This window comes from Flavisolibacter ginsenosidimutans (assembly GCF_007970805.1).
GTDB classification, from domain to species: domain Bacteria; phylum Bacteroidota; class Bacteroidia; order Chitinophagales; family Chitinophagaceae; genus Flavisolibacter; species Flavisolibacter ginsenosidimutans.
On record NZ_CP042433.1, the window covers coordinates 1,596,460 to 1,610,563 of the forward strand.

General features: G+C 44.7%; 10 protein-coding genes. 8 read left to right on the forward strand and 2 right to left on the reverse strand.

Annotated elements, in window-relative coordinates; translation table 11 throughout:
- Positions 1-14 precede the first annotated feature (14 nt).
- Positions 15-1,658, forward strand: coding sequence for an amidohydrolase (locus FSB75_RS06610; RefSeq protein ID WP_146784563.1), 1,644 nt, complete (start codon positions 15-17; stop codon positions 1,656-1,658).
- A 134-nt stretch (positions 1,659-1,792) separates the two neighbouring features.
- Positions 1,793-2,620, forward strand: coding sequence for a type 1 glutamine amidotransferase (locus FSB75_RS06615; protein ID WP_146784565.1), 828 nt, complete (start codon positions 1,793-1,795; stop codon positions 2,618-2,620).
- Between the two features lie 83 nt (positions 2,621-2,703).
- Here the strand turns inward: FSB75_RS06615 and FSB75_RS06620 are convergent, their stop codons facing one another.
- Both FSB75_RS06620 and hisIE read right to left on the reverse strand, forming a co-directional pair.
- Positions 2,704-3,843 carry a TlpA disulfide reductase family protein gene (locus tag FSB75_RS06620; protein WP_172623079.1) on the reverse strand — a complete coding sequence of 380 codons (1,140 nt, stop codon included), beginning with the start codon at positions 3,841-3,843 and terminating at the stop codon, positions 2,704-2,706.
- A gap of 40 nt (positions 3,844-3,883) precedes the next feature.
- Positions 3,884-4,483 carry a bifunctional phosphoribosyl-AMP cyclohydrolase/phosphoribosyl-ATP diphosphatase HisIE gene (hisIE, locus tag FSB75_RS06625; RefSeq protein ID WP_146784568.1) on the reverse strand — a complete coding sequence of 200 codons (600 nt, stop codon included), beginning with the start codon at positions 4,481-4,483 and terminating at the stop codon, positions 3,884-3,886.
- A gap of 220 nt (positions 4,484-4,703) precedes the next feature.
- Here hisIE and FSB75_RS06630 point away from each other — a divergent pair, with 220 nt between their 5' ends.
- The 6 genes from FSB75_RS06630 to FSB75_RS06655 all read left to right on the forward strand — a co-directional run bounded on the left by FSB75_RS06630 (position 4,704) and on the right by FSB75_RS06655 (position 14,040).
- Positions 4,704-5,714, forward strand: a complete 1,011-nt coding sequence (locus FSB75_RS06630) for an MlaD family protein (RefSeq protein ID WP_146784570.1) — start codon at positions 4,704-4,706, stop codon at positions 5,712-5,714.
- A complete protein-coding gene (locus tag FSB75_RS06635) occupies positions 5,714-7,285 on the forward strand; it encodes an OstA-like protein (protein ID WP_146784573.1) in 1,572 nt (523 codons plus the stop codon). Before FSB75_RS06630 ends, FSB75_RS06635 begins: the two co-directional genes overlap by 1 nt.
- A gap of 56 nt (positions 7,286-7,341) precedes the next feature.
- Entirely contained in the window at positions 7,342-7,704 is a 363-nt protein-coding gene (locus FSB75_RS06640; protein WP_146784577.1) for a hypothetical protein, read from the forward strand.
- Positions 7,705-7,746: 42 nt separating this feature from the next.
- On the forward strand, positions 7,747-10,905 hold the full coding sequence (locus FSB75_RS06645; RefSeq protein WP_146784580.1) for a SusC/RagA family TonB-linked outer membrane protein: 3,159 nt from the start codon (positions 7,747-7,749) through the stop codon (positions 10,903-10,905).
- A gap of 18 nt (positions 10,906-10,923) precedes the next feature.
- Positions 10,924-12,960, forward strand: coding sequence for a SusD/RagB family nutrient-binding outer membrane lipoprotein (locus FSB75_RS06650; protein ID WP_146784583.1), 2,037 nt, complete (start codon positions 10,924-10,926; stop codon positions 12,958-12,960).
- 330 nt (positions 12,961-13,290) lie between these two features.
- The gene (locus FSB75_RS06655) at positions 13,291-14,040 is read left to right on the forward strand and encodes a DeoR/GlpR family DNA-binding transcription regulator (protein ID WP_146784586.1); all 750 of its coding nucleotides are present in this window, start codon (positions 13,291-13,293) and stop codon (positions 14,038-14,040) included.
- The last annotated feature ends 64 nt before the right edge of the window (positions 14,041-14,104 follow it).

The following is a 14,104-nucleotide window of genomic DNA, read 5'->3' on the forward strand; positions in this document are numbered from 1 at the left end:
ATTTTACAGATTTTATGAAGAACTATTTTTTATTCGCTGCAACAGGCCTGCTTTCGATTGCATCGTTTGCACAAAAGAAAACAGTCGATCTTCTTCTTTACAACGCCACCATCTATACTGTGGATAAAAATTTTTCCGTTGCATCCGCGATGGCCGTGAAAGATGGAAAAATTTTGGAAACCGGCGATAGCAAAAAGCTCTTGTCGCAATACGATGCAAAAGAAAAACTCGATGCAAAGGGCGCTGCTGTTTACCCCGGGTTTATTGATGCACACTCGCATTTTTTAGGCTATGGTCTGGGTTTGCAAACAGCAAATTTAGTGGGCACTGAAAGTTGGGAAGAAATCCTAAACCGACTGCTGGATTTTGAAAAAAAGAAAAATCTTCAACCCGGTCAATGGCTTGTAGGCCGCGGCTGGGACCAAAACGATTGGGCGGTAAAAGAATTTCCGTCGAAAGAAAAACTCGACGCACTTTTTCCAAACAATCCCGTGATGCTGACACGTGTTGACGGCCACGCGGCCATTGCCAATCAACAAGCGTTAAAGCTAGCTGGTGTTACCGCTTCAACGCATTTAAACGGCGGACAGGTAGAAGTGAAGAACAACAAGCTTACCGGCATCTTGGTTGACAACGCCGTTGGTTTGGTAGGTTCAAAAATTCCGTCGCCTTCGGTTTCTCAAGTAAGCAGTGCCTTGATGGACGCACAACGGGCTTGTTTTGCCGTTGGCCTCACGTCGTTGAGCGATTGCGGCGTAAGCCATCAAGTGGCAACGTTGTTCGATAGCCTGCAGAAAAAAGGTTTGCTGAAAATGCGCATCTACGCAATGTTGAGCGATGCGACGGAAAATTATAATTGGGCAAGAGTACACGGTAAAATAAAAACAGCATCGCTCAACGTTTCTTCGTTTAAAGTTTATGCCGACGGTGCTTTGGGTTCACGCGGCGCCTGCCTTCTTCAACCTTACACGGACAAACCTGACTGGACGGGATTTCTTCTCAGTTCACAGCAACATTTTGATTCCGTCGCCGCCGTCATTTACAAAATGAACTGGCAGATGAATACACACGCAATCGGCGATTCGGGCAATCGCACAATGCTAAAAATCTACAGCAAATATTTAAAGGGAAAGAATGACCGGCGGTGGCGAATCGAACACGCACAAGTCATCAACCGCGAAGACTTTTCGTTGTTTGGAAAATACAGCATTGTTCCTTCGGTACAGCCCACACACGCAACTTCGGACATGTATTGGGCCGGCAACCGCTTGGGAGCGCAGCGCCTCAAAGGCGCTTATGCTTACAGAGATTTGTTGAAAGAAAACGGTTGGATTCCGCTGGGGACCGATTTTCCGGTAGAAGATATTTCGCCGTTTAAAACTTTTTACGCCGCTGTCTTTCGAATGGATGCAAAAGGTTTTCCGGCTGGCGGTTTTCAAATGGAAAATGCGTTGCGCCGTGAAGACGCCATTTGTGGCATGACCATCTGGGCAGCAAAAGCTGCGTTTGAAGAAGGCGAAAAAGGTTCGCTTGAAAAAGGCAAATTCGCCGACTTCGTTCTCCTCGATCAAGACCTGATGAAAGCTTCGCCAAAGGCCATAATTGACGCGAAAGTTTTAGCAACTTATATTAGCGGCGTTAAAGTTTATGGCAAGTAGCTTGCGGTAAACTCTTAATACGTTTACTTGTTCACCCGCTCATGTGTTCGAATAAACAGACACTAAACCAATAAGTGAACGTTTGAACAAGTGAACGTGTAAACAATAAATTCCTATTGAAAAACAACGTCATTATGCTCAGAATTGCAATCTTGGATTTAAACGAAGGAAAGCCCAACCAGGGGATGCGCTGCATACGGCAGATCATTTCGGAGTGGAGCGAATTCCACAGTATTGATACGGAGTGGGATGAATTTGAAGTGCGTCTCGAAAACAGTCTGCCCGGTCTTGGGTATGATATTTACATTTCATCGGGCGGTCCAGGTTCACCGTTGGAAGTGAGCGAAAACGGCTGGGAGGAGAATTATTTCCGTTGGATAGACAGCGTGCTTCAATACAACGGAAATCCTGACAACAGCCGCAAAAAACAAGTCTTCTTTATTTGCCATTCTTTTCAATTGGCTTGTCGCCATTTAAAGGTTGGCGAGATTAGTGAACGCAGGAAAACTTCCTTTGGCGTTTATCCCGTTCACGTAACCTTGGCAGGACAACATGAACCTGCGTTTCGCGGTCTGGGCGACCCTTTTTATGTGGTGGACAGCCGCGATTACCAGGTAACCACGACCAATGTTGACAAACTGTTGGAAGAAGGTTCAACCATTCTTTGCATCGAAAAATACCGCGAACACGTGAAGCTTCTGCAAGCCTTAATGGCCATCCGTTTTAACGAATACATGATCGGTACACAGTTTCATCCTGAAGCCGATGCAATAGGCATGAGCATGTACCTGCAACGCGAAGACAAAAAGAAAACGGTGATTGAAAACCACGGCGAAGAAAAATGGCGCTCGATGATTGAACAATTAAACGACCCTGATAAAATTATGTGGACGTATGCCCACATCCTTCCCAATTTTTTAGCCGAAGCGGTAAAGCAATTGAAGCCTGAAATGGCCGTTTAAAGTTGACACCCAACAAAAGAAAAACCTCGCAATGTCGCGAGGTTTTTTATTCGTGTAATTCGTAAGAATTGATATAATCGTTCTCAATTGCAACCAAGATATTCGCACAGCTTCTTTTCCAAATCCTCACCGCGCAAATCCTTGGCAACAATTTTTCCTTTCGGGTCAACCAAAAAGTTTTGCGGAATGGATTGCACGTGGTAAAGCTGCGCTACGGCGTTGTTCCAAAACTGCAAATCGCTCACATGAGTCCAGGTTAGGCCATCTTTTGAAATGGCCTGCGTCCAGGCACCTTTTTGCTGATCAAGCGAAACGCCCAACACGGTAAAATTCTTATCCTTGAATTTGTTGTAAACCTTTACCACGTTAGGATTTTCGGCGCGACAGGGACGACACCAGCTTGCCCAAAAATCTACCAGCACGTACTTGCCGCGAAAGGAAGAAAGCGAAACCGGTTTGTCGTTCACATCATTCTGCGTAAACTCAAGTGCATCGGTGCCGATAGCCCCTACTTTGGCGTATGAGATATAGCTGGCAATTTCTTTTCCGGCAACGGTGTTCTTTAAATTATCGCCGAGAAGAGCAAAGCGTTTTTCTACATCCGTAACGTTTTCTGCGGCTTGCATGGTAGCCGAAACAACAAAGAGCGAAACGTAAGAAGATCGGCGCGGGGTGATGAATTTTTCCACTTCCGATTGAAGCCGTTGAAGCGTTTCGTTGTATCGCGTCATCAACACCGGCTTCTTGTCTTCCGAAGCGTTGTTGATTTGCGTAACAACGGCGTTAAGGTTGTTGAAAATGGGCGTGAAAGTTTGCTGAAACAAGGCAAATTCTTTTTGCGAAGCGGAACCTTCAACCTTCATGTTTTTTAGATCGGCTTTGCTGCCGGAAATTTTTACCGGCGTGTTTTCCAAAAAAAGAAAAACAGATTGCTGTGTTTTTGAATCGTTTTTCATTTTTCCAAAAACGAGTGCGCATGGGCTGGGCTCGGGTACCGAACCTTTGATGGTAAACGCGCCGCCTTTTGCCGTTGTTTTCGTTATAACTTGTCCGCTTCTTGCATCAAGGAGATTCACTTCTTCGTCGCCCAGTCCTTGCACGTTTCCGCTAATTACAAAGCCGCCGGCTTTGCTGGTTTCAGCCAAAGGCCGCTTGCTGTCCTGTGCGTGAACGGATGTAAAAAACAAGGCAGAGGAAAGTAGAAACAGAAAGAGATTTTTCATGTAAGATGATTTGAAATTCGTGTCGCCAAACACTGTGAATTTACTTGGGTTGATGCCGTTTTTCCAACACGCCAATCACGTCGGCCAGCGAACAATTTTTAGCCTGCAATAATACAATGTAATGAAAAAGCAGGTCGGCGGCTTCGCCTAAAAATAACTGTTGGTTAACGTCTTTTGCTTCGATGACCAACTCTACGGCTTCCTCCCCCACTTTCTGGGCAATTTTGTTAATGCCCTTGCCAAACAACTGCCTAACGTACGAGGTCTGATCATCGCTTACGCGGCGCAACGCAATGATTTGTTCGAGGTAGCTTAAAAAGTCTTCCTTATGATTTTTTTCCGACCAGCAGGTATCGGCTCCGGTGTGACAAACCGGCCCGGTGGGTACGGCCTTCACCAGCAAAGAATCTTTATCGCAATCCAGCAAAATCTGTCGCAGTTGCAGGTGGTGGCCGCTTTCCTCGCCCTTTGTCCACAGCCTTTTTTTGGAGCGGCTGTAGAAGGTTACCAGGCCCGATTCCTCAGTTTTCTTCAACGCTTCTTCGTTCATAAAGCCCAGCATCAAAACTTTTTGCGTGTTGTAATCCTGAACGATGGCCGGTGCCAACCCGTCGGGATATTTTTTAAAATCTACGTCCATCGAACAAAAATAGAAAAAGGTTTGTGGTTGGTAGTTTGTCGTTTGTAATTGAAGCCTTGTTTGATGAGACGTCTTTTGTTTATTCCGGTATTTTAAAAGCCGTATGGTACGGTTTTTTAACCGTTCGGCTGTGGCTGTTTGTTGTGCGCTGCTTTAAAATAATTTATTGACTATTTTTAGGCGGAATCGGCAACCAAACCACAGACGAAAAATATTTTTCATGAAGATTACGAACGAAGTTAAAGTCGGCCTTCTCGCCATTGCGGCCATCATCGTTTTAGTTATCGGCTTTAATTTTTTAAAAGGTTCCAGCTTTTTTTCCAAGCCTTTTACGCTGTACGCTCACTTCCCCAACATCGGCTCTTTAGAAAAATCCAACGACGTTAAAATAAACGGTCTTACGGTAGGCAAGGTTTACAATTACAAAGCAGCCGACAAAGAAGTAAACAGCATTACCGTAGAAATCCGCATTGATAAGGACATCGCTATTCCCAAAAATTCCGTGGCTTTTATTGACGGTTCTGTTTTGGGCTCGCCTTATATAAACGTTCAAAAAGGCACGGCAGGAGACTATTTAAAATCGGGCGACAGTATCTCCACCAAATTGGAGATGGGTTTGCTCGGAGGCCTGCAGGCGCAGGTAGCTCCCACCATCACCCGTTTGAACGAAACCTTTGATTCGTTAAAGCTGGTCATTGGCGGTTTGAACAGCATCTTTGACCCAAGTACAAAGAATAATCTTCGTTCGCTCATCACCAATCTTACGCTTTCTTCGGCCCAATTAAACCAATTGCTTAACGCACAAAGCGGTGCGCTGGCGCAATCGCTCGGCAACATGAACGCCATTACGGCCAATCTCGCCAAGAACAACGACGCCATCACGTCTTCGATTCGTAATGTAGAAGTTACAACCTCACATTTGGCTGGCGCCAACATCGAAGGCATGGTATCGGCCCTGCAAAGCACCATCAATCAATTGCAAAGCACCATCGGCAAATTCAACAACAACAACGGCACGCTTGGCTTGCTTATGAACGACCGCGGGCTGTACGACAAACTCGAAGGCAATACAACGCGTTTGAATCAAGGTCTTTTGAGTTTGGAAATTTTGTTGGACGACATTCGGGTACATCCTAAACGCTATCTTAATATTTCCGTGTTCGGTGGTAAGAAGGCGGCCGAGCCAATAACTTCGCCGGCAGCCAAGGATACCGTCCGGGTGAAATACTAATGAAGTACAGGCACTGCTTTTTTTTCTTCCTGCTTTCTTTCTTTTGCGTCTGCACACATGCACAGGTAAGCGTTGGCGACACAACCGACGTTGTAGAAATATTGCAAAGCCGCAAACTTGAATTCAAGAAATTACCCGATGGCACGCAGGTGCAAATACTGGCCGGTAACGTGAAGCTAAAACAAGCCGGCACTTTGTTTACCTGCGACAGTTGCGTTCTGAACGATGCGGCAAAAACCTTTCTGGCTTTTGGACACGTTCATATTAATGATGGTGATACGTCGCAAGTCTGGTCAAACAATCTGCGCTATTTATACGGAAACAAATACGCTTATCTCACCGGTAATGTAAAACTTACTGATGGCCGCGGCACGTTAACCACCAATAACCTTGAATACGATGTGGCGCGAAAGATTGGCACTTACAAAGGCGGCGGCAAAGTGGTAAACAAACGCACAACAGTTACAAGCGAAGAAGGTGTTTATTATGCCGACATCAAGGACGTTTATTTTAAAAAGAATGTGTTGATGAAAGATCCGGCAAACACCATAAAAACGGATTCGATTCTTTACAACACAGAGATGCGCACGGCAAGGTTTATTTCGCGAACGGTAATTACAGATACCAGCGGAAGAAGAATTGTCACCACCGAAGGCGATTACGATGAAAAGACAGGCAGAACGAATTTTACCCAACGCACCACCATTGTGGACAAATCATTAACCGTTACGGGCGATGAAATAAAGTCCGATGATTCAACCGGCATTGTGCAGATACGCGGACGCGGTGTACTGATAGACACGGCAAAAAAGATTGTAATTCTTGCCAACAGCATTTTTGCCAACAAAAAAACCGAAGCTTTTTTAGCAACGCAGAAACCCTTGATGATCATAAAGCAGGAAAAGGACTCCATCTACATTGCCGCCGATACGTTGTTCTCCGCACGCCTCTCCGACCTTTACGTTGATACGTCAAAAAAAGCCGCAAAGCCAAAACCAAACGACAGCACCAACCGTTACTTTGAAGCCTACCGGAACGTAAGAGTTTTCTCCGATTCGGTTCAGGCCGTAAGCGACAGCTTGTTTTATTCCTTCAAAGATTCTGTTTTTCGCTTGTACCAAAATCCGGTGGTGTGGAGCCGCAAAACGCAAATTACCGGCGACACCATTTACCTGCACACCAAAAACAAAAAGCCAACTTTCATTAAAGTCATTGAAAAAAGTTTCATGGTCAGCGAAGTGCAGCCAACGGTTTACAACCAGATTAAAAGCACCAACATGGACGGCTATTTTACGGATGGGGCGCTCGATTCAGTAAAGGCGCGGGGCGCTGCAGAATCCGTTTATTTTATTCAAAACCAAGACAGCGCTTTTAGCAGCGTCAACCAAACCAAAAGCGACCGCATAGATATTTATTTTGACAGCGGGGAATTGCACAAGGTCGTTCTTCGAAGTTCAGTCCAGGGCACGATGTATCCCATCAAGCAAAAGGAGCCTTCACAAATGCATCTTGAAAATTTTCAATGGCTCGACAAGCGAAGGCCAAAGACAAAGTATGAATTGTTTGAATAGAAGAAAGAACGTGTGAAGTAAATAACAACCTGCTGCAATCAGCGGTTACCGCACTCGTGCCAACTGTTTTAGTAAGTTCCAAAACAACATCACCACAAAATCCTGAGTCTTCTTATTTCTTCTCTTGTTTCCCGGTAGAAAAATATCGGGCTATGCAGCTTTTTCTTTTATTTTTATATCCTTATTCAATCAATGCTTTGGAGAGAGAGAACATCTTCTCAAAAAACAAGGATTGCTTGCAAATGAACCCAGTTCCATTTCCGGGAAAAATCAAAACGTTTGCGCTGTTGACTCGTGCCGCGGCCCTAAACCGCAACGGTCTGCCATTTATTTGTCGCAGTGCTCTCATCATTCTTTCATTTGCTGCCGTTGAACCATCGGAAAACCGGGTTTGTAAAACCCCTTTCAATATTTCGTAACCGTTTAATTATTGATTAAAAAACACGCTAAAAAAGAACATTATGAGAAGACTGCTACGTTTTATTTTCCTTGCGTTAAGCCTGTTGTTGACGGGCTATTTTGCGCAAGCACAAGACCGAAACATTACCGGTCATCTTACCTCAACGGATAACGCACCTATCGCGGGGGCAACGGTAACTGTAAAAGGAACTCAACGTTCAACCACCACAGACGCCAACGGCAACTTTAAAATCAGCGCTAAAAAAGGCGATGTTTTACTGTTTACGTATGTTGGTATGCAAGGAAAAGAAGCAACGGTTGGCAATGGCAATACGCTTAGTCTTCAACTAAGCTCAGGCGAAAACGCATTGGGCGAAGTAGTCGTAACGGCCTTGGGTATTAAAAAGGAGCAAAAGGCGCTTGGGTATTCGGTTACTCAATTGAGTGCGCAGGAATTAATGAAAAATAAAAACACCAATATCGTCAATTCGTTGGCCGGTAAGGTTCCTGGGGTAAACGTCACGCAGTTTAGTGGGTCAGCGGGCGCCGGTGCATCCATTACCATTCGCGGCGGCAATTCCACGTCGGAGACCAGGCAAAACCAGCCGTTATTTGTGATTGACGGTATTATCTATGATAACTCAACTTCGGTTACCGGCAATACAGGTACCGATGGCCTGTCACGCAGCAATACAACGTATTCAAACCGCATCATGGATATTAACCCAGAGGACATTGAATCTTTGTCGGTTTTGAAAGGTTCTGCAGCCGCGGCACTGTACGGCTCACGGGCAGCGGATGGTGTGGTTATTATTACAACCAAGAAAGGCGCAGAAGGAGCTGTAACGGTTAACGTTAACAGTAAAGTAAGCACATCCTGGGCAAACAAATTGCCCGAGGTTCAAACAACATTTGGTCCCGGTTTCTATTCCAGTAATGGCGTTTTAAATACGAACAATGAGTACAGGTCATGGGGACCAAAAATCCCTGCCGACAGTACTATTTATGACAACATAGGTAGTTTCTTTCGCCACGGAACCATTTATGATAACAACGTAAACGTATCCGGCGGCTCGAAGAACGGTTCTTTTTATTTGTCGGGATCAAACTTTAGGCAAACAGGCATCGTTCCCGGCACGGGTTACGAAAAAACTACATTTCGTTTTAATGGCGAACAGAAATACGGACGTTTAACGTTGAATTCAAATGCAGCCTATTCTATTGCCAATACCGATAGAACATTGACCACGGCCGGCTTGTATGGAAGCGGTGTTGGAAGTATGCAATCCCTGTACACTTTTCCTCAAGTGTTCAATTTAAAAAATTATTTAAACCCGGACGGAACACAGCACCGTGTTTATGCCGGCACACTTGCTTTGGAAGGTGACATAGACAATCCTTACTGGATCATCAACCAGGATAGTTTAACCTCAAAAACCAATCGTTTCACCGGTGGCATTAACGCCAATTTCAAGATTACAAGTTGGTGGGACATTACAGGACGTTTGGGTTACGACCAATACACTACGAATGACTATACTTTTATCGCTCCGGGTTCCGCGGTTAGTCCACTGTATCAAAATGGTCGTTTAAGCAAAGACATGGTGAACTACACCTATATCACAACGACTGCGATGACTAATTTTCACAAGACCTTCAGTGATTTTGATACACACCTGATGTTGGGAACAACAACAGAAAATTTCAACACCGCAACTCAAAACCATTGGGGATATGGCTTTAGTACACCCGGTACGTACAGTTTAAACAGCATAGCCAACACAAATAAATTTTTTACGGATGCAACGACACCAAAGCGCCTGGTAGGAGTTTATGGAGAAGTTGGTGTATCGTATAAAGATCTTGTTTATCTCACCGGCACAGGACGCAACGATTGGTCATCTACTTTAATTCCTGCACCTACTAACTCCTATTTTTATCCCTCGCTTAGTGGTTCTTTTGTTTTTTCACAATTGATACCCAGAAACAGCATTCTCTCATTTGGTAAACTGCGGGCAAGTTGGGCGAGAGTTGGTAAAGACGCCAACCCGTTTGTGACAGCCACTTATGTAAACCCGCCTATTAATATTAACGGTTATGTAGGTCTCGGCAACCAGTACTATGCGGGTAATCCTCTTTTGATACCTGAAATTCAAACTTCCTGGGAAGTGGGTGGAGAGATGAGATTTTTGAATGGCCGCATTGGTTTGGATTATACGTATTATCATAGTGAAACACAAAATCAAATTGGGCAGCCGCGTTTAGCTCAATCCGGCGGTTTTATTTTCAGCACCCTCAATTCCGGTTCGGTTATTAACAAGGGTATGGAGATAGCACTTACCGGTAAAGCAATATCGCAACGAAACTTTGGATGGGATGTTACGTTGAACTTCTCCTATAACCAAGGCCGATTGGGAGCTTTCATTCCGGGTGTGCAATATTTTTATCCAACGGATGCTCAGTTTGGAACGGTAAAAGCAGCATCAATTCCTAACGGTGGTTTTTTCCTGGGGATGACCGGCCAATCTTACTTGCGTGAAAAAGATGCAAAAGGCACTGAAATTCCAAACGGCCGTTACCTGGTCGATCCAACAACAGGATTTTATAAACTCAATACCACGAATCCGGTTGTGGGCAACCGCGAACCCGAATTTATTGGTGGGGTTAATAGCACAATCCGGTATAAAAAACTGATTTTGGCATTCCTCCTGGACGTTCGCAAAGGCGGAGATGTATTTAACGGCACAGAGTACGCTTTGGTTGCAAATGGCTTAAGCAAAAGAACCTTACTAAACGATCGTCAATCGGTAACGGTGAGCGGGATCAATAGCGTAACAGGAGCCGATTTTACGCAAACCTACAATGCCAATCAGTCGTACACCCTTGGCACTTCAACCGTTTCAGGCTATGATATGATTCAAAGATATTGGTCAAACTATGCTGCCAACTCGTACAATTTTATTACGTCTGTAAATTGGCTGAAGCTACGGTCGCTGTCATTGACTTACGACTTCTCCGATTTGTTGAAGAATCAAAAAATCATTAAAGGTATTTCAGCAACAGCAGTCGGTACCAATTTGCTTACATGGACAAATTATAAAGGAATGGATCCTGAAGTCAGTGCCGCAGGGGGAACAGGAGGCTCGGGTTCAACAGGTATTGATTACTTAGGAGTGCCTGCCGTATCAAGTTTCACATTCGGATTAAATCTTAAGTTTTAAACCCGCAAAAATTACGTCATGAAAAAATCAAACTATATCTTCTTGGGTTGCCTGCTCGTATTGGGTTTGACCTCCTGTAAAAAGTGGTTGGACGTTAATACGGATAAGGACAATCCAAACAATCAGAGCGTATCCATTCAAAACCGGGTGCCTTGGATTGAGCACTTTTACCAGTACACTGCAGGTGTTACCAATTACCGTACTTCATGCATGGCAGGAGTTTATTACACTAACAGTACGAACCCTAATACGTTTAGCACAACATGGGCATGCACGAACGCCAACTCAACAACTCCCTATCAAACATGGTTTGTCGAAGTATCTTCCAATATCGTTGACTTGTATAATTCCGCTCAGGCAAAAGGAGCTTATCATTACATGGCCATAGCTGATGTATTTCACGCACTCGGGTATATGGAAATGCTGGATCTCTACGGTGAAATGCCTTACACGCAAGCCGGAACAGGAAACCCAAGCCCGAGCCCTGATGATGGTAAAACCATTTATTATGGATGTATGTCTAAACTGAATGAGGCAATCAGCCTGTTCAGCAGAACGCAGGAAGCCGGAGCGCCGCAGCTTTCTGCCGGCGATCTGTGGAGCGGCGGAGATCTAACCAAATGGATAAAACTATGCTGGGGTTTAAAAGCCCGCTATATGCTCAAGCTTTCAAAAAAAGCTGATTTGTACAATGCTGATTCTATCTTGTACTGTTTATCCAAAGGCCCGCAGTCAAATGCAGATAATACAATCGGACCCGGTTTCAACAACAGCACCGTAACCGATTACTTGTTGGGTGACCCGGTTGTAACAAACGGCAACTTTGATTATGCGGCTTATGGCAGCACCAACCGCATTTCCCAGTATTACTATAACCTGCTGACGAATCTGCGTAGTTCTGGAGTAGTCGATCCCCGGATGCCCAAAATTGTACCGGCGTCTATGGCCAACGTTCAATTAGATGGCAGCGGTAAAGTATCAACCTATACCTGGAATCGTTCTACAGGCGTTGACTCTTACAATCCACAAAATTCATCGGCTCCGTTAAGCCTAGCCAACCGGTTGGTAAAAGGCGGTCCTACTTCGATAGCAACGGCAAGTTATGCTGCTTCAAATACCAACATAAAATATACGATTGCCGATGCAACGGATCGTGCCAATTTTATTGCTGCGCAAGTTGCCGCAGGCCGTACTTATACTGTTAGCGGCAATGATGTCACAGTAACTTACAAGGCTGGTTCCATCTACATAAACAGCACGAATTATATACAAGCCGGCGACACCGTTTATGTCAACCTTCGCAGCAGTGCCCTTGCCACGTCGGGCATTGCTTCGCAGCCTGCAAACGATGTTAACTGGTATCCGTCGTTAGCTGCCTACAATGCTGGCGTCATTGGATCTACAGGCTCATTCCAGGTTCGCCCCGTTTCCGACCAGGAGATTCTGACCTATCATGAGATGTGCTTTATCAAGGCTGAAGTGTACATGAGAAAAGGTGATCCCGCAAATGCATACACCGCGTACCGGGCAGGCATCCAGGCCCACTTAGATATGATGCAGGCGAAGCTTGCGCAATGGAAGGCCGGCGGGTATAACAAAAATGCTGCGGGTGTAACCATTCCTGATATGGAACCTATGGATCAAACTGCCATCAATAATTATCTCACAAGCAGTGCGGTTGCGCAAGGTGCCGGTCTACTGACAATGTCGGACATTATGCTGCAAAAGTATATTGCCATGGGTTGCAGCATAGAAAACTGGAACGACATGCGGCGCTTCAATTTCAGTGCGGGCAATGTAGGCAGTTACGGAGTTATTTACCCTGGTTACCAACGAGGCCCGTTGTTTACAGGTCAGGCTCAGTTGACAGGCGGTTCTCCGACAGATCCAAGGTACTGGATGCGCCGGTGGGCTTTACCTCCGGTTTATGAAATCCAATACAACTCGATACATACGCTTGCCTTAAACGCACATGCCGCAGATCCTAATATCTGGAGCATGCCTATTTGGTGGGATTGCGCAACCGATGCAGAATATTATGGATACCTCAAATAGTAACCCGTCGATCTAATAAGGTACAGTCGAGCGTTAGAAAATTTCCCGAAAATTCTTGGCTGGTAATAAGTATCCAAATCATTTTCCAATAAGAAGGCTGCTCCACACAAGCAGCCTTTTACTTTATTATTTAAAACAAAGGCAAAGCATAGATTACACACTAACTGTTCTATTGTGAAGACTCTTGTACGGGACTAAAAGTTGATTGAACTTTCAAAGAGCTTGACTTTAGGGTGCGTTTTGCGGGTTTATGCGGTAATGTGCAAATATTTATAGGCAATTTTGCGGTTTTTTGCAGAATTTACCAATACTTTTGGGCATACGACTGCTATGTTGAAAAAAGAGCGACAAAGCTATATTTTACACCAGGTTAACCTGCATAACCGTGTGCTTTTGGCCGATCTAAGTCAGCAAATGAAAGTTTCAGATGACACGGTGAGACGTGACTTGTATGAACTTTCAAAAGCCGGTAAAATTATTAAAGTACACGGTGGAGCTCTTTCTCTCTCGTTTCACAACGGCCTTGCTTTCTCCAACGACGTTTACTCGCGTACACAGAAAAAAAGCATCGCACAAAAAGCCGCTTCATTAATTCAAAACGGAATGTACGTTATGACCAGCGGTGGAACGACCATTTTAGAAATGGCTCGCTCCCTCCCGCCCGAATTGGAAGCAACGTTTATATCCGGCAGCATTCCGGCAATTTATGAATACATGAATCATCCCAGCATTCAGGTAATTATCATTGGCGACAAACTCTCCAAACAGGCAAAGGTGACTACGGGTTTTGAAGCCATTTCGCGAATACGGGAATTTCAGGCCGACATCTGTTTTCTTGGCATTAATGCGATTGATATTGCAAACGGCATATCGGATAATGACTGGGATGTGGTACAGGTAAAGAAAGCAATGATTGAGTCCTCAAAAAAACTCGTGTGCCTGACCATTTCCGAAAAAATCAACACCCGGCAACCCATACAAGTTTGCAACATTGGAAAAATTGATACGCTGATTACCGAACTACCAAACGATGATCCTTTATTAGAACCCTACCGAGCGGCGGGGATTCGAATATTATAACGCATTAAGAAAAACCACAAACGATAACGAGCTGTTCAAAATTTTTATTCATTTTTAAAGCGCT